The organism is Rhodococcus sp. 05-2255-1e (genome assembly GCF_002259025.1).
GTDB lineage: Bacteria > Actinomycetota > Actinomycetes > Mycobacteriales > Mycobacteriaceae > Rhodococcoides > Rhodococcoides fascians.
Genome location: NZ_NOZE01000013.1, coordinates 404022 through 424460 on the forward strand (window position 1 = coordinate 404022; position 20439 = coordinate 424460).

Genomic DNA, 20439 nt, shown 5'->3' on the forward strand with positions numbered 1-20439 from the left:
AAATTCGATCGCGACCGTCAATGTCGGTGTGAGCGTCATCGAATCCAACGATCCGCCGGACACCGGGGACGACAGCCCGATACCGTCGCCGGCGGACTCTCGGCTGCGCGCCGAGCACCATTGCTTTCTGTCGCGGCCGACCCAGTTCGAGCCGCCACTCTCGGCAGGCGCGGTGCACACCTGGGGCCGGGGTGAGAGCTCGCACAGGCCACCGGAACGCCATCCGGCATCGGTACGCAGCACTCGCCCCCGCCGCCGGACCGAGGCACCCCATCGACCGATCGTGCAAGTCGTGCCCGCCGATGCGCGGGCGAGCGCCGAACGCGCCATGCGGTTGCTCATCGAGGTGATCGACCGCAGGCGCAGTGCCGAGCAACTGTCCTCGTTGTTCACTGCGCCCGTGATCGACCTGATTCGCACCATCGTCCGCACGCCCCCACCGGGACGGCGACTCGGATTCGCCGCGGTGCGTCGCGTGCACGTCGCTTATAGATCGGACACGTCGGCCGAGATATTCGGCTCGTACACCCGCGGCCCACGCACCTTCGCCTTCGCGGGCCGAATCGAGCAAGCGGTCGACCCGCGGCGGCCAGGATGGACGGTCACCTCGTTGCGAGTGGGTTGAGAACACGAGTCGCCCGGCGAGGTCGCGCCGGATCGACCCGGCCGACTACTTCTTGCGCTTGGAGCGCGCCGACTTCTTCGGTGCTTTGTTCTGCGCTCGCGCTGCTTCGCGACGCTCGCGTCGGGTTCCCTCGGCCGCCGACTCCGCGCTCGCTGCAGCATCCGATCGCTGCACAGCCGTACCGCCGCCCTCGGCCGGGCCGGAGAACGTCAATCTCTGTTCGTCCCGCTCGTCGAGTCCTTTGGCACGCAGAGCTGTGGGAGCTGCCTGAGCTGGAGCGGCAGGGGCCGGGGCCGCCTTGGCCGCAGGCCGATCGCCCGTGGCCGCAGATGCCGACGTTGCCGCAGGTGCCGGGCGACCGGATCCGACGGGTGAGGCCAACCCGGGGGCAACCGCGAGACCGGCGGACGCGGCCGGACCTGCCGGAGCAGGGGTTGCTTCGACCTGGAGGTTGAACAGGAAGCCCACCGACTCCTCTTTGAGGCCGTCGAGCATGCCCTGGAACATGTCGTAGCCCTCCCGCTGGTACTCGACCAGTGGATCTCGCTGGGCCATCGCACGCAGTCCGATGCCCTCCTTGAGGTAGTCCATCTCGTAGAGATGCTCGCGCCACTTGCGATCGAGGACGGACAGCAGCACCCGACGTTCGAGCTCTCGCATTCCGTTCTCGCCTGCGATGCCGTCGATCTCGGCCTCGTGAGCGGCGTAGGCCGAGCGGGCGTCCTCGAGGAGCGCCTCGCGCAGCTCGTCGCGGCTCAGGTCACCCTTTTCGCCGTCCTCGTTCTCGCCCGAGAGAACCTTGTGGTCGATACCGACCGGATACAAAGTCTTCAGCGCCGTCCACAACTGCTCCAGATCCCAGTCCTCGACGTAGCCCTCGCTCGTCGCACCATCGACGTAGGCGGTGATCACGTCGGTGATCATGCCCTCGACCTGGCCCTCCATGTCGGCACCTTCGAGGATGCGCCTGCGCTCCTCGTAGATGACGGTGCGCTGCTGGTTCATCACCTCGTCGTACTTGAGGACGTTCTTGCGGATCTCGAAGTTCTGCTGCTCGACCTGTGTCTGGGCACTCTTGATGGCCTTGGACACCATCTTGGCTTCGATCGGGACGTCGTCGGGCAAGTTGAGCCGAGTCATGATCGATTCGAGTGCGCCGCCGTTGAATCGACGCATCAACTCGTCGCCGAGCGAGAGGTAGAACCGCGATTCGCCCGGATCACCCTGACGACCGGAGCGCCCTCTGAGCTGGTTGTCGATACGACGTGAGTCGTGGCGCTCGGTTCCGAGAACGTACAGGCCACCGGCCTCGCGCACGGTGTCCGCGTCGGCCTTGACCTGTGCCTTGACCTCTTCCAGAGCAGGCTCCCAGGAGGCCTCGTACTCCTCGGGCGTCTCCACCGGGTCCAAGCCCTGCTTACGCAGCTTCAGGTCGGCGAGGATGTCCGGGTTGCCGCCGAGCACGACGTCGGTGCCACGGCCGGCCATGTTGGTCGCGACGGTCACCGCGCCCTGTCGCCCGGCCTCGGCGATGATCGTCGCTTCCTGCTCGTGGAACTTCGCATTGAGCACGTTGTGCGCGACGCCGCGCTTGGTGAACTGCTTGGACAGATACTCCGACCGTTCCACGCTCGTGGTGCCGATGAGAACCGGCTGGCCCTTCTCGTGCCGCTCGACGACATCGTCGACCACCGCGTCGAACTTGGCTTCTTCCGTCTTGTAGATCAGGTCGCCGTTGTCGACGCGGACCATCGGGCGGTTCGTCGGGATCGGAATGACGCCCAATCCGTAGATCTGATGCAGCTCGGCGGCCTCGGTCTCGGCCGTGCCGGTCATGCCGGAGAGCTTGTCGTACAGGCGGAAGTAGTTCTGCAGCGTGATCGTGGCGAGGGTCTGGTTCTCGGCCTTGATCTCCACCTTCTCCTTGGCCTCGATCGCCTGGTGCATGCCCTCGTTGTAGCGGCGTCCCACCAGGATGCGACCGGTGAACTCGTCGACGATGATGACCTCGCCGTCGCGGACGATGTAGTCCTTGTCCTTGGTGTAGAGCTCTTTGGCCTTGATGGCGTTGTTCAGGTAGTTCACCAGAGGCGAGTTGGCCGCCTCGTACAGGTTGTCGATACCGAGCTGATCCTCGACCAGCTCGACGCCGGCCTCGTGCACACCGATGGTGCGCTTGCGAATGTCGACCTCGTAGTGGGTGTCGACCTTCAGCATGGGGGCGATCCGGGCGAACTCGCCGTACCACTTGCTCGACGCGTCGGCGGGGCCCGAGATGATCAGTGGGGTTCGCGCCTCGTCGATGAGGATCGAGTCGACCTCGTCGACCACGGCGAAGTTGTGTCCGCGCTGCACCAGATCGTCGAGCGAGTGCGTCATGTTGTCGCGTAGGTAGTCGAACCCGAACTCGTTGTTGGTGCCGTAGGTGATGTCGGCGGCATACGCTGCACGGCGTTCGACCGGCGTCATCCCGGACAGGATCACGTCCACCGACAGACCCAGGAAGCGGTGCACACGGCCCATCCACTCCGAGTCTCGCTTGGCGAGGTAGTCGTTGACCGTCACCACGTGCACACCGTCGCCGGAGATGGCGTTGAGATAGGCAGGCAGAACACACGTCAGGGTCTTGCCCTCGCCGGTCTTCATCTCGGCGATGTTGCCGAAGTGCAGGGCAGCTCCGCCCATCACCTGCACGTCGAAGTGCCGCTGGGACAGCACCCGCCACGATGCCTCACGGGCGACCGCGAATGCCTCGGGCAGCAACTGATCCAAGGTCTCCCCGGACGAGTACCTCTCCTTGAACTCGGCGGTCTTACCCCGCAGTTCGTCGTCGGAGAGACTCTCGACGTCCGAAGACAGGGTCGAGACGTGGTCAGCGATGTTCTTGAGCCGCTTGACCATGCGACCTTCACCAACACGGAGCAGCTTGGAAAACGACAGCGACGGCACGGGTTTTCTCGTCCTCGATCCTCGGTTCACGGGTACTGACACGAACAAATCTGTTACTCGACGCGTTACTGCTACCTGCACGAGCGCACGGGTTCGTCACCGTGACGTCCGCGCGGCAGTAACCCGAACGCGTCCATGGTAGGCGGTCTCGCTGTGGGTACGGCAGTCCCACTGTCGGTGCCCGAACGACACGACGCCGGCATTCGGACAACCCCGACACAGCACTGCAGGCTCGACGTGGGGATCGTGTCTTCCGGCGTCGAGCCTGCAGTGGTCGGATATTTCACGGACGGCGAACGACCCGTTCGCCGTCACGCTCGGTCAGGTGAGCCTGATCAGGCCGTAGTCGAAGGCATGCCGTCGGTACACCACGGAAGGCCGGTCGGTGGCGCTGTCGTGAAACAGGAAGAAGTCGTGGCCGACCAGTTCCATCTCGTACAGCGCATCGTCGACGCTCATCGGTGCCGCCGAGTGAACCTTCGTGCGAACGATGTGCCCGGGGCCGGTCTGATCGTCCTCGAACGAATCCAGCTTGGTCTCGGGATCGAGCGCAAGTGTGTCGTCTTCGGCGAGTTCAGCGGTGGCCTCGGCGACGGATACGGGTCTCTTCTCGCCGTAGTGGACCTTGCGCCGATCCTTGGTGCGCCTGAGTCTGCTTTCGAGTTTCGAGGTCACTGCTTCGAGTGCGGCATAGAAACTGTCCGCGCACGCTTCGGCACGAACGACCGGGCCTTTGCCCTTCGCGGTGATCTCCACGCGTTGACATGCTTTGGCCTGACGGCGATTTCGTTCGTGCTGCAGTTCGACATCGAACAAGTAGATGGAGGGGTCGAAGCGCTCGAGGCGAGCCAGTTTCTCGGACACGTATATCCGAAAATGGTCCGGTATCTCGACGTTGCGGCCCTTGACCACAACGTCGGCATTGCTCTTGGCGGGTTCTTCCGAAGGCTTCTCGTCGAAGAAAACCGAGGCTTGTGAAGGGGTCGTCACGTGTACCTCCCGATATCGGCCACGCCCACTGTTGGACGTGGCAGGTGTGCATGCCGAATGGGGAACCGTCCGGCATCTCGAGTCCGGGGCATCACCTCACGTCCGTGTTTCTACGGGTCGTTCTACCGGTCCGCTCCGTCGTGATGGAGCGTGTCCGCGACGTTAGTCGGTCATCGACGCGTGTGCCACCGTTCACCCCGAATTGGTTGTCGGCGTGACCCGTCGACTCGCGTTCACGCGCTGGCCACCACGACCGCACCGGCCAACGAGATCCCGAAATCGTTTAGCACTCTTGCACATTCGGCCAGGGTCGCCCCGGTGGTCACCACGTCGTCGACGAGAAGAACGGTCAGTTCGTCGGTTCGCGGCCGCGGCCGGCCGATAGCCGGGCGCGACTGTCCGATCAACTCGATCCGGCCCGCCACGTTGTGTTGACGCTGACCTGCCGAGAGCCCGACCGAATCCCGCACTCCCCCGGCCATCTTCAGCAGCTGGGGAACCGATACTCGCTCCGGTGCCAACTCGGTCGCTGCGTTCCTCGCACACCGCAGCACCGGATCGCCCCCTCGGACTCGCGCTGCGCGCGCCCGGGACGGAGCGCACACCAGAACGAGGTGACTCAGCTCCGGTGGATCGATCTCGCCCGCAGCACGCAGTTGGTGCACCGCACCGGCCAGCGCCCGCCCGAACGGCGCGGACACGGCCCGACGGCCCCGTTCCTTCAGTGCGATCACCCCGTTGCGCCGAGGACCGGTGTACGTGCCCAGCGCCCAGCAGGGCACCCCCGGATCGACCCGCGGACGCACCCGGACAGGCGGCACCGACAGCGCCTGTTCACAACGGCGACACCACTGCTCCCCCGGCACCCCACACCCGGCACATTCGAGGGGCAGGACGAGGTCGAGAAGCGTTCTCATGATCGTGAAGTGTGCCGGTAGCCACCGACACCCGCCGGACGTCAGCCGGGCAGGATCGGGACGGCCTTCACCCCGGCCAGGCCGGTGACCTCGCGCCAGTACCTGTCGCCGACCGGATCGGCATTGTTGAGTGCGAACACGGCGCGAGCGTCGGCAACGTACTCGGTTTCCGGCGACGCATCGACCGCCAGAACAGGATTGGTGAGATTGCGCGACGGCAGGGCGTCCATCCTCGAGCCGTCGACCGTCACCTGGACCACCGGTGTATCGGTGGCAACCCGTGCGATGACGATGGCCTCGCCGGTGCTCCAGTCCAGGCTGGTGGCGTCACTGCCGAGTCCGATCGCAACCGCGCGCGGGGCCGTCAGCGAATAGACGCCCGACGGATCGCGTACCACGGTGGCCACGTACACCACGCCGTCGACGATGAGTGCGGCCCGAACGCCGTCGCGGGCCAGCCGGAGTTCGGTGATGCGAGTTCCCAGGGTGGTGACCGCGCGGGCATCGACCGGTATGACCGATACCTGACCGGTCGAGGGGTCACGGGCCGCGCGAATGACGTTGGTGCCGTCGATGACCGCCCAGGCGGCGTTGTCATCGGCTCCCCATGTCGGACGCGTGATCGACTGCCCCTCGGCCACCGGGAACGCGCCACCGTCGTAGCTACCGACCATCAATGTGCTCGACGGTGCCGGAGCGGGTCTACCGGTATCCGCGACGCCGGCCACGAGTGTTCCGTCGTTCGACAAGGCCACCGAGCGCAGATTCCGTGCCTGCCCGAAGTACCCGGGGGCGGGTGTGGTCGCGGACTCCTCGACGCGAAGCAGTCGACCGGAGGCCAGTGCGTGCAGACCGACCGATTCGTTGGTGGAGCTCTGTGGATCGAAGGAGTCGACCCCGGCCGTCGTCCACCCGTCCGGCTTGGTCGTGTCGATGGGTTGTCCGTCGGCGAGCAGCACGTAGGGCCCGGCCACCTCTGCCGAGGCCAGAGTCCAGATCACCTGTGCGGCAAGCAATTCTCGGTCGCGGTCGCCCTTGTTCTGCAAACCACCGAAGTCGATTCTGATGCCGCCGAGACCGACTCCGACCTGTGTGGTCTGTCCGTCGGCCTTGGTGATGGGCCCCCGGATACTGACGTCGTCGGACAATTCGTTGCTCACCGCTGCGGACAGCGCGGACTTGGGTCCATCGATCAACAGCTGCACGAGCTGGTTTGCGAGCTGATCCTGCGATCCGCTCGTCCACCGAACATCCGGCACCAACACCCCACCGAGCGGATCGACGAAGTAGATGGATCGCTGCTGATAGGTGTCCATGAACGCCGAGCGATCGATGACCACACCCGGTGGCAGCTTCGAGATGCGCCATTGGCCGTCGACGCGCGTCATGTCGATCGCGATGTCGAACGTGTCCGATCCGGCCTGATATTCCCCGCCGGGAGCCAGGATTCCCGCTGTCGTCGACCGAATCGTGAATTGCGCAGAGTCTGCAGTTCGGGGCCCCGACAGGGTGTCGATCCGATCTGCGACGACGGTACGAGCGCCGTCGTCCCACGTGTTCGACGCGTCCTCGGTCAGGAACTGTCGGGCGGCCTGGTGGCGGTTGGCCGACACTGCGCTGGCCTCGAAGAAGTCGTCGAGCAGCCGGTCGGGCTCACGTCCGGGTTCGGGAGCCGGGGCGCTGGTGGGCGCGGCACCGTCGGTCAACGTGCCGATGGCCTGGGGGCTCGAGGACTCGGGCAGGCTGGCACAACCGGAGACGAGGGCGGCGATCAGGGCGCAGACTGCAACCGAGCGAGACAGCCGACGAGACGAGCGAATCACGTCGACGACTCCGACGCGGCCCGCTGCGCGCCGATAGCCGGGATCGGTTGTCCCTGAGCGTATTTCTTGGTGCTCGGCTTCAACGGCAGAGGTGAGCCGATCACTTTGTGACCACGGACCAGTGGCACCGTGAGCCGGAAACATGCGCCTTCGCCGACTGCACCCCACGCCTCGAGCTTACCGTCGTGCAGCCGGGCGTCCTCGACACTGATCGCCAACCCGAGGCCGGTACCGCCGGAGCGCCGGACGCGGGAGGGGTCCGAGCGCCAGAACCGATTGAAGACCAACTTCTCCTCGCCGGGGCGCAGACCGATTCCTTGGTCGCGCACCACGAAGGCTGCCGCGTCGGCATCCGATCTCAGGCGCAGCAGCACCGGCTTGCCTTCCCCGTGATCGAGGGCGTTGGCCAGTAGGTTGCGCAGGATACGTTCGACGCGCCGCGGGTCCACCTCGGCGATGACCGCCGTCTCGGGCATGTCGACGATCACCTCGGTGCCGGTTTCGCGGGCGAGGTGACGCACCGTGGAGACCGCGGCGCGTGCACACATCCGGAGGTCGAGCTGCTCGGCGGCCAGTTCGGCGACACCGGCGTCGTGGCGACTGATCTCGAGCAGATCACCGAGCAACGTCTCGAAGCGGTCCAGCTCGTTGACCAACAGCTCGGAGGAACGCTTGAGGGCAGGTTCGAGATCGTCACTGGCGTCGTGAATGAGATCCGCGGCCATCCGCACGGTGGTGAGCGGAGTCCTCAGTTCGTGGCTGACGTCGGAGGTGAACCGGCGCTGCAGGTTTCCGAATTCCTCGAGCTGGGTGATCTGTTTGGACAGACTTTCGGCCATCTCGTTGAACGACATCGCCAGCCTCGCCATGTCGTCCTCACCGCGAACCGGCATCCGCTCCTTGAGCCTGCCGTCGGCGAAACGTACTGCGATGCGGGACGCGGATCGAATGGGCAGCACCACCTGCCGCGCGACGAGCATCGCGATCGCCGCGAGGAGTACCAGCAGCACCACGGCCCCGATGAACAGCGTGCCGCGGACCAGGGAGAGCGTTCGGTCTTCGCTGGCGAGCGGGAAGATGAGATACAGCTGCAGCGCCGATATGTCGGAACCGGTGGGCGACCCCATGATGAGCGCCGACCCGGAATATCCGCCGTCACTGTCGGTCACGGTGGCGTACTGCGAGCTGATCAGGCCCTTCTTGACGAAGTCGCGCAAGCTGGCCGGTATCTGGTCGACCGGACCGACCGACGCTTCCGCGCGGGTCGCGTCGCCCTCGACGATCAGAACAGGGTCGAAGGACCCTGCAGACCCGGTGGTCGACGCAGCGTCGAGGTCCTGGTTCGTCAACGCTGCTCTCGCCCGTTCGAGACGGGTGGACAGGCCGCTCGAATCATCGGCACCGGCGAGGTTGCCCTCCACCGTGGTGCGCGAGCGGTCGAGTTCCTCGGTGGCTGCAGACAGCTTCGCTTCGAGCAACCGATCGGTGATCTGGCTGGTCAGAACGACGCCGAGAATCAGGATCACCACAAGCGACAACGTCAGGGTCGAGACGACCACGCGCAGTTGCAGTGACCTTCGCCAGGCATGACCCAGCGATGTGCTCAGCGACCTGAACCAACGCAGGAGCGGGGAGAACTTGCCGTTGATTCGTCGCCGAGAGTGGGAAAAACCGATCACGGCGGTCCGGCCTTGTACCCGACCCCCCTCACGGTCAACACCACCTCCGGGTTCTCCGGATCCTTCTCGACCTTGGCGCGCAGACGCTGAACGTGGACGTTGACCAGGCGGGTGTCGGCGGCGTGCCGGTAGCCCCATACCTGTTCGAGCAGAACCTCACGGGTGAACACCTGACGCGGCTTGCGAGCCAAGGCGACCAGCAGATCGAATTCGAGCGGAGTGAGCGAGACCAGCTCGTCGCCGCGGCTGACCTTGTGGGCGGGGACGTCGATGACGATGTCGGCGATCGACAACAGCTCGGCCGGCTCGTCCTCGGTTCGACGCAGTCGTGCCCGGACGCGTGCCACCAGCTCCTTCGGCTTGAAGGGCTTCATGATGTAGTCGTCGGCCCCGGATTCGAGACCGAGCACCACATCGACGGTGTCGGTCTTGGCCGTCAGCATGACGATCGGGACGCCCGAGTCGGCTCGCAGCACGCGACAGACGTCGATGCCGTTCATTCCGGGAAGCATCAGGTCGAGCAACACCAGATCGGGTCGATTCTCGCGGACGGCCGCCAGCGCTTGGGTGCCGTCTCCGACGACGAACGGCTCGAATCCCTCACCGCGCAACACGATGGTGAGCATCTCCGCCAGAGCCGAATCGTCGTCCACAACCAGAATCCGAGGCTTCATGGCTCTATCGTGTCACTTTCGGCTCGGCGGATGGCTGATTGAACATGTCGGCGGCGAGTCGATCGGGGTCGACGTCGGCGCGCACGACTCGCCAGGGCGACGCCCAGTTCGTTTCTGCGAGACGGCCGTAGACGGCCGAGGTTCGGGTCTGCAGCGAGCCGTCGCGTTCGTAGGCATCCCGGGTGCGCGCGGCGTCCGCACTCTCACGCGCGGCGGCGCGCTCCGCAGCGAGAGCCACCGGTACGTCCAGCAGCACCTGCACGTCCGGAACGGGCACACCGAACCGCTCGAATTCGAGTGACCGGATCCACTCGACGGCCGCTCCGTCGACGGACTGCTCCAACCGCGCCGCGGTGTAGGCGGCGTTGGACGCCACGTACCGGTCCAGCAACACGATATCGTTGCGGAACAACAAGTTTCGGATCTCGTCGGCCGCATCCTTGCGGTCGAGTGCGAACAGCAGCGCCATGGCGTGCACGCTGCCCGCGGTGTCTCCGTGTTCCCCCTGCAGCGCCTCGGCCGCCAGATCGGCATGAACCGACCTGCCGTACCGGGGAAACCCGACCCGGACGACGGCCAGGCCGTCGCGTTCCCACGCCGAGACGAGCCGACGGGCGAGCGTGTTCTTGCCCGCTCCGTCGACTCCCTCGATGACGAAGAGCTTTCCCAACGACCGAACTCTCTCGGTCAGTAGCGGTAGTGCTCGGGCTTGTACGGGCCCTCGACGTCGACGCCGATGTACTCGGCCTGCTCCTTGGTGAGCTTGGTGATCGAGCCGCCCAGCGCTTCGACGTGGATGCGAGCAACCTTCTCGTCGAGGTGCTTGGGCAACCGGTAGACCTCGTTGTCGTACTCACTCGGCTTGGTCCACAGTTCGATCTGCGCGATGACCTGGTTGGAGAAGCTGTTGCTCATGACGAACGACGGGTGACCGGTGGCGTTGCCGAGGTTCAGCAAACGGCCCTCGGACAGCACGATGATCGAGTGCCCGTCCTTGAACTGGAACTCGTCGACCTGCGGCTTGATGTTGATCCGCGTGACGTCGGCCGCCTTCTCGAGGCCGGCCATGTCGATCTCGTTGTCGAAGTGGCCGATGTTGCCCAGGATCGCCTGGTGCTTCATCTTGCGCATGTGCTCGAACGTGATGATCTTGAGGTTGCCCGTCGAGGTGATCACGATGTCGGCCTGCTCGATGAACTCGTCGACCGTGCGCACGTCGAAGCCGTCCATCAGTGCCTGCAGGGCGTTGATGGGATCTGCTTCGGTGACCGTCACGCGAGCGCCCTGGCCCTTGAGTGCCTCGGCGCAGCCCTTGCCCACATCTCCGTAGCCACAGACCAGCACGGCCTTGCCGCCGATGAGAACGTCGGTGCCACGGTTGATGCCGTCGATCAGCGAATGGCGAGTGCCGTACTTGTTGTCGAACTTGCTCTTGGTGACCGAGTCGTTGACGTTGATGGCCGGGAACGACAGCTCGCCGGCAGCAGCGAACTGGTACAACCGCAGCACACCGGTCGTGGTCTCCTCGGTGACACCCTGCACGGATGCGGCAATCTCGGTCCACTTGGTCGTCGACGCCTCGAGGGAGCGACGCAGCAGGCCGAGGAACACCTTGTACTCGTCGGAATCCTGGTCGTCGTCGGTCGGCGGAACGACGCCTGCCTTCTCGAACTGAGCGCCGCGCAGCACCAGCATCGTGGCGTCCCCGCCGTCGTCGAGGATCATGTTGGCAGGCTGCTCGGGCCAGGTGAGCATCTGCTCGGCGGCCCACCAGTACTCCTCGAGGGTCTCACCCTTCCAGGCGAACACCGGAACGCCCTTGGGCTCTTCGACGGTGCCGTACGGGCCGACGACGACGGCCGCGGCTGCGTGATCCTGGGTGGAGAAGATGTTGCACGAGGCCCAACGCACCTCGGCACCGAGTGCCACCAGCGTCTCGATCAACACGGCGGTCTGCACGGTCATGTGCAGCGATCCGGATACTCGCGCGCCCTTGAGCGGCTGAACGTCGGCGTACTCGCGACGAAGCGCGATCAGGCCGGGCATCTCGTGCTCTGCCAGCCGTATTTCCTTGCGGCCGAATTCTGCGAGTGACAGGTCTGCGACCTTGAAGTCGATTCCACCGCGGTGTTCCACGGTGAGTGCCGATCCTGACGTAACTGAGGTCGTCATCTTGCCTCTCCTGTTGACTTGAATGTCTTCGTCCAGGCTATCGGGTCGCGGCGAGCGGCGACCGTCTGCCCGGCGAATCGGTCCGATGCCCTTCAGACGGCTCGTCGAGTGGTCCCGCGGTCACCCGTGTTGCTGGGCTCGCGCCAGAATCCGATCGCGCTTTCGGGGCAGAATGTTGGCCCGGACGAGATCGCCGTCGTAGTGGTCGAGCACCCGCGGGTCCATCACCCGACGCCACAGCGGCGGCACCGCTGCCAGTAGAACCATCGTCGCGTACCCGGCGGGCAACTGCGGAGCCTCGTCGCACGAGAGCAGAGTCTGGTATCGCTTCCCCGGATTGGCGTGATGATCGCTGTGTCGCTGCAGGTGGTAGAGAAAGATGTTGGTGCACAGCCGGTCGCTGTTCCAACTGTGCCGCGGTGCGCACCGCACGTATCTGCCTCGCTCGTTCGTCTCGCGCAGCAGTGCGTAGTGCTCTACGTAGTTCACCATCTCCAGGAGCACGAATCCCACGACGGCTTGTATCAGCAGATACGGCGCGATCGCCCAGCCGAAGACAACCATCAGCGTGACGAAGAGAACGGCGCTGAGCAGCCACGTGTGCAACAGGGCGTTCGACGGGTGAAACACGGAGTGGCCTTTGCGGCGCAGCCGCCGAGCCTCGAGCTTCCAGGCCGAGGCCAGCCCGAGAACAGCGCTGCGCGGCACGAACGTCCACACGCTCTCTCCCAGCCGGGCACTGGCCGGATCCTCCGGAGTGGCCACCCGCACGTGGTGACCGCGGTTGTGCTCGACGAAGAAGTGTCCGTACAGGGTTTGCGACAAGGCCACCTTCGCCAACCAGCGTTCGTGCTGCTCGACGCGGTGGCCCAGCTCGTGGGCGGCGTTGATTCCGGTTCCCGCGACCAGGCCCACCGTCACCGCGAGCCCGATCTTGTCCACCACGCTCAGGCCTCCGTACGCCCACATCCAGCAGGCGACGATCAGACCGATGAATTGGATGGGCAGGAACAGGTAGGTGCACCAGCGGTAATAACGGTCGTTCTGCAGCTTGTCGGCCGCAGACGCGTCCGGGTTGTGACCGTCCTCGCCCGCGAGCAGATCGATGATCGGAATGATCACGAAGAACACCAGGACGCCGCTCCACCAGAACACCGGCATGCCGGTCCAGTACACCAATTGGGACGGCAACAGTGCCGATGCCGGTGCCAGCAGACCCAGCATCCACAGGTAGCGCTTGTTGTCCCACCGCCGAACCGCAGGTGCAGCCCCGGCCGAATTCCGCTCCCCGAAAGCGACACCCGAATCGTCCGATGAGGTGATTCGGCCGTCCACGCTCACAGTTGCCACACCCTCTCACCGAATGTTTGCGGTCCTATCAGTTTGTTTTCGAGGGTATAACATGCCGGGCGTTCGGACCGAGGGGTGTGACGGATACCCCGGACACGTCGGATCCGAGAAAACCGGCCCCGCCCGCACGATCGACGGTCGGGGCCGGCCTCGCAAGACGACTCGGCCGCGTCTCACTCGGGTCGCGACTCGACTTTCTTCGCCTCGCGCAGACCCATCACCGAATGACGGCGGCCGTACAGCACGTAGATGACGACACCCGCTGCCATCCACACCAGGAACCGCAACCACGTCTCGACCGACAGGTTGAGCATCAGCCACAGGCACGCGGCCACTGCCAGGATCGGAACCAGCGGAACCCAGGGCACGCGGAACCCGCGCTCGAGATCGGGACGCGTCCTGCGGAGGACGAGGACACCGGCCGACACCAGAACGAAGGCGAACAGCGTTCCGATGTTGACCATCTCCTCGAGCGTGCCGAGAGGGACGAACGCGGCGAGCAGTCCGACCACCACACCGACCAGGATCGTCGTCCGAACCGGCGTGCCCTTCTTTCCGGTGTGGGCCAGACCGCGCGGCACCAGGCCGTCTCGCGACATGGCGAACAGGACGCGGGTCTGCCCCAGCATGAGAACCATGACCACCGTCGTCAGACCGGCCAGTGCGCCGAACGAAATGATGTTCTTGGCCCACGTCAGCCCGTTCAGCTCGAACGCCGTTGCCAGCGTGGCACTGTCGCCGGCCAGATCCGTGTACTTGACCATCCCGGTCAGCACCAAGGTCACCGCCACGTAGAGCACGGTCACGATGGCCAAGGATCCGAGGATGCCGCGCGGCAATGCCTTCTGCGGCTCCTTCGTCTCCTCGGCCGTTGTCGCGACCACGTCGAAGCCGATGAACGCGAAGAACACCAGCGACGCCGCCGCCAGCAGTCCGTACCAACCGAAGGTGCTACCGCCCGCACCGGTGACGAATGAGAACAAGGACTGATGAAGCCCCTCACCCGTGGACGCGGGCTCGGACGGCGGAATGTACGGATCGTAGTTGGCGACCTTGATGTAGAACGCACCGAGCACGACGACGAACAGCACCACGATCACCTTGATGGCTGTGATCACCAACGACACGCGCGAGGACAACTTGGTTCCCGAGGCGATGAGAACCGTCAACACCACCACGATGAGCAGTGCGCCCCAGTCGAAATTCAGCGAACCGATCTGCAGTACCGGGGCCGACGTGCCGAGCAGGTCTCCCAGATAGAGCGACCAGGCCTTCGCCACCACCGCCGCGGCGAGTCCGAATTCGAGGATCAGATCCCAGCCGATGATCCAGGCGATGAACTCACCGAATGCGGCGTAGGAGAACGTGTAAGCACTACCGGCGACCGGAACCGTGGAGGCGAACTCGGCGTAACACAGGGCCGCGAGCCCGCAGGCAATGGCCGCCAACACGAACGCCACCGAAACAGCCGGTCCGGCAACGTTTCCGGCAGTCCTCGCCGTCAGCGTGAAAATGCCGGCTCCGACCGCCACCGCGACACCGAACACGGTCAGATCCCACGAACCGAGCTCCTTGCGCAACTTGGTGTCCGGTTCGTCGGTGTCCTTGATCGATTGTTCGATCGACTTGGTCCGGAACCACCCCGTCGTGCGCGGGGGCTTCCTGGGCCGGTCTGCCTTGGTCATCGGACCTCCGTATCGCCACGTCGCTTCTGCAGACGGCCGATCCGATCGGACCCACCCGTCCCAGAATTCACTCTGACATCACCCTATTGGTAGCGGGCACCCGTGTCGGACACTTCGGCCACTCGACTTGCCGCGCCTTACGACTGCAATGATCCGACCGCCGCCACGAACACTTCGGCACCGTCGGAGTCCGCGGTGACGGTGACGGATCGGTCGGCAGCGGGAATCCACGCCGAACTACCTTGGGGCACGGTGAGCCCCGCGTGTGTGTCACCGGTCGTTGCCAGCACCGAACCGCTGGTGCACAACAGAATTCGCGGACCGGTTCCAGGAATCTCGACGGTCTCCCCCGGACCGACCGCCGTCCGGCTGAGGACGAATTCAGGGGCCGGCGTCGGGTATCGGTAGGTGGGCCGATCGTTCTCACCCGGCGTGATCGGAGAGATGTCGGCGGGCTCGAAGTCCAGCACGCGCAACAACTCCGGCACGTCGACGTGCTTGGGCGTCAACCCTCCACGCAGAACGTTGTCGGAGTTGGCCATGATCTCCACACCGGTTCCGCGCAGGTACGCATGGAGATTGCCCGCATCCAGGTACAGGCCCTGGCCGGGAGTCAGGGTGACCCGATTGAGCAGTAAGGCCGCCAGTACTCCAGCATCACCGGGATACGACTCTCCCAGCTCGAGCAACGTCCGTGCCTCGGCGGCGAATCGACCGCCGTCGGCGCGGGCAGGCCCCGACAGATAAACGATGCAGCCCTGGGCGACCGCAGGCAACAGGTCGTCCAGGGACTGCCCGGGCAACGTGATCCACGAGGTGAACACCGTCCGGAGGCCCGACGCGTCGGGCTGAGCGGCGAGCAACGTGCGATACCCCGCGAGGGAAGGCACGGCCAACGCATCGAGAAACTCCACCGTCTCGGCCGGTTGCCGAAACCCTGCCAGTGCTTCGAATTCGGTGAGTGCCACGATCAGCTCGGGCTTGTGATTGGCGTCCCGGTAATTGCGCACCGGGGAATCGATCGCGACACCTGCGGCATTCTCCCGCGCGAAACCCTCACGCGCCTGCGCGCTGCTCGGATGTGCCTGCAACGACAGAGGTTCTTCTGCGGCAAGCAATTTCAGCAAATACGGCAGCCGCGACGAGAAGTCCTCTGCAGAGCCGCCCAACTGTGTTTCCGGATCCCCGTCGATGAGGGTGAGCAACGGCGTGCTGCCACCCTCGTGAACCACGTGCGCAGAATCGGCCGGGTGTGCACCCAGCCAGATCTCCGCCTCGGGATGATCGGACGGTACCGGCCTACCCTGGATACGAGCCAGAGCAGTGCGCGAACCCCAAGCGTAGGACCGGACTGCGCCTCGCAGGAGTTGCACTAGCTACCGCCCATCAACGACAAGTACGCGGCAGTGGTGTCCAACCGCGTTGCCAACACCGACATCGTGTCGAGCATCGAGAGTGTAACCGGATCGGGTGACGCCGCGCGGGCCTCGAAACCCGAACTCACGAACTCCCCGCCCGACGCCGCCTCACCGGACTCGGTCAGTACCAGTTCGGAATTCGGAACACCGGCAATGCGTCGTTCGGTCAGCGCGCGATCGGATTCGGACGCCAGGACGAATACCCGCATCGGCTGTTCGGGAGCCGGTCCGTCGAGCTCCTCGTCGTGGAAGATCGAGTCGAAGGTGCTGACCGGCCCCGAGGACTCGACCATGGACGCACGGATGGACGCAGCGATGACATCGCCGAGCTCACCCGCAGCCACGATCTGACCGGCCACCCGCAGCAATACCTCGCTACCGTGCCGCGCCACCTCGACGGCAGCCGGCCCGGCACCGCTGAGCACCACACGTTTGCCGCTGAACCCACTGGCAAGCGCTTTGGCCGGGTTGTGGAACACCTCGTTGGACGGGCTGTTGCGCACAGCCTCGGCATCGAGCAGATCTGCGAGCCGAGAAAGGTTGGGCAGCAGCGCCTTCCACGAACCACCGGCAACCGCGCCGAGGACGGCCACGAACGCCGCAAGGTAGCGCATCAGCGCATTGTGGTCACGCACCGCTATGCGCGGCGGCAACCACATGACCCTGGCACCGCGCACGGCACGCAAGGGACCCTCTTCCGGTGCCACGACGACGACCTCCGCGCCGCGCCGTGCTGCCGCGTCGACCGATTCGGCCAAGCGCGGATCGCCTGCATCGTCGCCGGCCACCACGACGACATCCAGTGGCCCGATCCACGGCGGAGTTCCGGTACTACGAACCAGGGGAACGCCCAAATGGTTTCCGAGAGCAGCGACAAGCAGAGACGCGGCACGGCTGCTGCGGCCGTCGCCGGTCACGATCACCACGCTGCGAGGTCGCAGGTCGGCCAGGCGCGCCAGCACCGACTCATCGACCGCAGTGGCGACGGCGCGTACTTGAGCACCCGCGAGCGCGGCGCTGCGGAGCGCGCCCTCCCGATCGGCGGCCACGATCGCGCCGGCGTCGTCGAGATCGACCAGAGACGTCACTGCCCTCATGACCTCGGCACCTTCCCTTACGTCACCGACTCGAAATGCCTGCATACCCACTTGTGAACTCTAGGTAACCACTATTCCAGTCCGGAGCGAACGATGCTCAATATCTCGGTCGACAACGCGTCGACCTCGGCGCGGGTGCGCGCCTCGACATTGAGTCTCAACAGGGGCTCGGTGTTGGACGCACGCAAGTTGAACCATGCACCACCCTCGAGGTCGACGGTCACGCCGTCGAGACGGTCGATTCCGGTGGTCCGATCGGCGAACGCGTCGAGCACGGCCTGGGTGCGTTCGGCTGCGTCGTCGACCGTCGAGTTGATCTCACCCGACGCGCTGTACGTCTCGTACGAGGCCATCATCTCCGAGAGCGGTCGATCCTGTGCGCCGAGGGCAGCGAGAACGTGCAGCGCGGCGAGCATGCCGGAATCGGCACCCCAGAAATCACGGAAGTAGTAGTGCGCGGAATGTTCTCCGCCGAAGATCGCACCGGTATCGGCCATCTGCTGCTTGATGAACGAGTGCCCCACTCGGGTGCGGACAGGCTTGCCGCCGAGCGCGGTGACGAGCTCCGGCACCGCACGCGAGGTGATGAGATTGTGAATGATCGACGCACCGGGTTCCTTGGCCAGCTCGCGTTCTGCCACCAAGCAGGTCACGGCCGACGGCGAGACCGGATCGCCCTTCTCGTCGACGACGAAGCACCGGTCGGCGTCTCCGTCGAACGCGAGCCCGATGTCGGCACCGGTCTCGACGACGAAGCGCTGCAGATCCACCAGGTTCGCCGGGTCCAGTGGGTTGGCCTCGTGATTGGGGAAGCTGCCGTCGAGTTCGAAGAACAACGGTTCGATCGTCACCGGGAGCGGAGCGAACACCGCGGGGACCGTGTGCCCGCCCATGCCGTTACCCGCGTCGACGGCGATCTTCATGGATCCGATGCCGGAAAGATCGACCAGATCGCGGACGAACCCGGCGTAGTCGGTCAACACGTCTCGCGACGTTGCCGTACCGGCCGGGCCGTCGAAGTCCGGCACGCCGTCGATCAGTTCCGACTTGATCGTGGCCAGCCCGGTGTCCTGTCCCACCGGCTTGGCACCGGCGCGGCACAGCTTGATTCCGTTGTACTTCGCCGGATTGTGGCTTGCGGTGAACATGGCACCGGGGCATTCGAGCAGGCCCGACGCGAAGTAGAGCTGATCGGTCGAGGCGAGACCGATGTGCACGACGTCGAGTCCCTGCGCGGTGACGCCGTCCGCGAAAGCGCGGGACAGGCCCGGCGAGGAGTCGCGCATGTCGTGTCCGACGACGACGGTCCGCGCTGCGCCCTCCTCGTCGCGTACCAACCGGGCGAACGATGCACCGACGCCTCGGACGAACGCCTCGTCGATCTGCTCACCTACGACGCCACGGACGTCGTAGGCCTTGATGACGGCGTTGACGGACTCTGCGGTTCGGGCCACGAAGATTCTCCTGATTGTCGGTCGTCCGGCGTCGGACATCCAGCGTTGGGTACGGGGCGGTCAACACCGAAGCTCGGCAGACCGGCTTGTCCGTTTCGGTACTGGTGCAAACCTTGCCAGACGCCCGGTGGGCGGGCCAGTCGACCCGTCGTTCATTCGGGCGGACGCAGCGCATAGCCCCGCCGCGGCGTTCTGCGCAGGGGGTCTAGGACGTGGGATCGGGTAGAACTCTGAGGTGTCCGCGTCGGCCGGTTCGGACGGCAGGCGTGGCCCGTCGCTCGGTGTCCTGGTGGCGAGCCGGCGACCGGTCACCGCTGTCTCGATCCTCGGAGCGCGTCCGGTCTCCCCGACCGGCTTCGCGTACGGCCTCGGCCAGCGCGGTCAGATCGTCCTCGTCGGGGGTCGATGTCGAGTAACCACCCTCGTACCGCACGAGCTCCCAGCCCTTGGGTGCCGTGGTCGTCGAGGCATGGACCTCGCACAGGTCCCAGGAGTGCGGCTCGTCCACGGTGGCCAGCGGACCGACGACCGCAGTGGAGTCGGAGTAGACATATGTGAGCGTCGCAACGGCAGAACGGTTGCAACCAGGCCTGCAGCAGCCACGCAGTGATCTCACGAGTGCAGAGTATCCGGTACGTGCAACCGACCGAACGACCGACACACCGGACAGCCGCGATAACCTGCCCCCATGCCTCAGTTCTCTTCCGCGCGCAGGATCACGTCGCGGTCCGTTGCGCGGCACGGCCGCGGCATCCGCGGACCGGTGCTGCCCGAGGACCTACCTGCCCGGCGATCACGTGCAGAGAAGTTCGACCGGCTGGTACTCGACGCGTTCGCGCGCATCGACCACCGGTGGCACGACAAGCTCTCGAAGCTCGACATCGCCGTCGACGACGTGCCCAAGATCAGGGCGCTGGACCCGGAATCGGTCACCTGGCCGCCCGAGGTGGTCGCAGAAGGACCGGTACCCCTGTCACGACTGGTCCCCGCAGGGATCGACAAGCGCGGAGAGACGACACGCGCCCGTGTGGTGCTGTTCCGGCGTCCGCTCGAGCGGCGCGCCAAGCATCCGGAAGATTTGGAGGACCTACTGTTCGAGGTCCTGGTCGAGCAGGTAGCGACATATTTGGGGATCGATCCAGACGAGGTGGACCCCGCCAGCGCCGAGCCGTGATGCAGCGTCGGCTCGTGGGTGGATCCTCCTGAGCGCGTTCGGCTCAGCCGATCCCGCGCTTGAGCCGACGACGCTCACGCTCGGACAGTCCGCCCCAGATTCCGAATCGCTCGTCGTTGGCGAGAGCGTATTCGAGGCATTCGTCCTTGACCTCGCAGCCGAGACAGATTCGCTTCGCTTCGCGGGTGGAGCCGCCCTTTTCGGGAAAGAAGGCTTCGGGATCGGTCTGAGCGCACAGGGCGCGCTCCTGCCACTGATCCTCGATCTCCTCGAACATCTCGTCGAAACCCGCCACGAGACTGAGGAACGGCTTGGCGGGTGGAACCGATTCGGCCACGAACGGCATCGAATCAGCGTCGTTGTCCGAGTCGTCGTTATCGACGTCGTCGACATCCGGGCTGTCGACATCGGGGCTGTCGATGTCCTGATCGA

17 protein-coding genes are annotated in these 20439 nt (G+C 65.3%); 2 read left to right on the top strand and 15 right to left on the bottom strand.

The window, feature by feature from the left end:
* Positions 1-28 precede the first annotated feature (28 nt).
* Complete coding sequence (locus CH262_RS12080; protein WP_143547096.1) at positions 29-625, top strand: Rv3235 family protein; 597 nt, start codon at positions 29-31, stop codon at positions 623-625.
* A 45-nt stretch (positions 626-670) separates the two neighbouring features.
* Here CH262_RS12080 and secA read toward each other — a convergent pair whose 3' ends face one another.
* From secA to CH262_RS12150, 14 genes are all read right to left on the bottom strand, one after another.
* Entirely contained in the window at positions 671-3574 is a 2904-nt protein-coding gene (gene secA, locus CH262_RS12085) for a preprotein translocase subunit SecA (protein WP_094717657.1), read from the bottom strand.
* A 321-nt stretch (positions 3575-3895) separates the two neighbouring features.
* The gene (gene hpf / locus CH262_RS12090) at positions 3896-4564 is read right to left on the bottom strand and encodes a ribosome hibernation-promoting factor, HPF/YfiA family (RefSeq protein ID WP_027496511.1); all 669 of its coding nucleotides are present in this window, start codon (positions 4562-4564) and stop codon (positions 3896-3898) included.
* Positions 4565-4797: 233 nt separating this feature from the next.
* Positions 4798-5481 carry a ComF family protein gene (locus CH262_RS12095; RefSeq protein ID WP_179274973.1) on the bottom strand — a complete coding sequence of 228 codons (684 nt, stop codon included), beginning with the start codon at positions 5479-5481 and terminating at the stop codon, positions 4798-4800.
* 41 nt (positions 5482-5522) lie between these two features.
* Complete coding sequence (gene lpqB, locus CH262_RS12100) at positions 5523-7304, bottom strand: MtrAB system accessory lipoprotein LpqB (protein WP_371827939.1); 1782 nt, start codon at positions 7302-7304, stop codon at positions 5523-5525.
* Entirely contained in the window at positions 7301-8983 is a 1683-nt protein-coding gene (mtrB, locus tag CH262_RS12105) for an MtrAB system histidine kinase MtrB (protein ID WP_032366296.1), read from the bottom strand. The genes lpqB and mtrB overlap by 4 nt, the downstream gene beginning before the upstream one ends.
* A complete protein-coding gene (gene mtrA / locus CH262_RS12110) occupies positions 8980-9657 on the bottom strand; it encodes an MtrAB system response regulator MtrA (RefSeq protein WP_027496508.1) in 678 nt (225 codons plus the stop codon). The genes mtrB and mtrA overlap by 4 nt, the downstream gene beginning before the upstream one ends.
* 4 nt (positions 9658-9661) lie before the next feature.
* Complete coding sequence (locus CH262_RS12115; RefSeq protein ID WP_032383485.1) at positions 9662-10327, bottom strand: dTMP kinase; 666 nt, start codon at positions 10325-10327, stop codon at positions 9662-9664.
* A 17-nt stretch (positions 10328-10344) separates the two neighbouring features.
* Complete coding sequence (ahcY, locus tag CH262_RS12120; protein ID WP_027496506.1) at positions 10345-11829, bottom strand: adenosylhomocysteinase; 1485 nt, start codon at positions 11827-11829, stop codon at positions 10345-10347.
* A 120-nt stretch (positions 11830-11949) separates the two neighbouring features.
* Complete coding sequence (locus tag CH262_RS12125) at positions 11950-13053, bottom strand: alkane 1-monooxygenase (protein ID WP_080729302.1); 1104 nt, start codon at positions 13051-13053, stop codon at positions 11950-11952.
* 299 nt (positions 13054-13352) lie between these two features.
* The gene (locus tag CH262_RS12130) at positions 13353-14864 is read right to left on the bottom strand and encodes an amino acid permease (protein ID WP_048320229.1); all 1512 of its coding nucleotides are present in this window, start codon (positions 14862-14864) and stop codon (positions 13353-13355) included.
* Positions 14865-15001: 137 nt separating this feature from the next.
* Positions 15002-16237, bottom strand: a complete 1236-nt coding sequence (manA, locus tag CH262_RS12135; RefSeq protein ID WP_094717659.1) for a mannose-6-phosphate isomerase, class I — start codon at positions 16235-16237, stop codon at positions 15002-15004.
* Positions 16237-17379 (bottom strand): tobH protein, encoded by a 1143-nt coding sequence (locus tag CH262_RS12140; protein ID WP_094717660.1) that lies wholly within the window; start codon positions 17377-17379, stop codon positions 16237-16239. The genes manA and CH262_RS12140 overlap by 1 nt, the downstream gene beginning before the upstream one ends.
* A gap of 71 nt (positions 17380-17450) precedes the next feature.
* Complete coding sequence (locus CH262_RS12145; RefSeq protein ID WP_094717755.1) at positions 17451-18833, bottom strand: phosphomannomutase/phosphoglucomutase; 1383 nt, start codon at positions 18831-18833, stop codon at positions 17451-17453.
* Between the two features lie 205 nt (positions 18834-19038).
* The gene (locus CH262_RS12150) at positions 19039-19449 is read right to left on the bottom strand and encodes a DUF3499 domain-containing protein (RefSeq protein ID WP_174557261.1); all 411 of its coding nucleotides are present in this window, start codon (positions 19447-19449) and stop codon (positions 19039-19041) included.
* 72 nt (positions 19450-19521) lie between these two features.
* On the opposite strand from CH262_RS12150, the gene CH262_RS12155 reads away from it, so the two are divergent.
* Positions 19522-20007, top strand: coding sequence for a metallopeptidase family protein (locus CH262_RS12155; protein WP_027496499.1), 486 nt, complete (start codon positions 19522-19524; stop codon positions 20005-20007).
* Positions 20008-20050: 43 nt separating this feature from the next.
* On the opposite strand, the gene CH262_RS12160 is transcribed toward CH262_RS12155, so the two are convergent.
* Positions 20051-20284, bottom strand: coding sequence for a WhiB family transcriptional regulator (locus CH262_RS12160; protein WP_027496498.1), 234 nt, complete (start codon positions 20282-20284; stop codon positions 20051-20053).
* Positions 20285-20439: the final 155 nt, after the last annotated feature.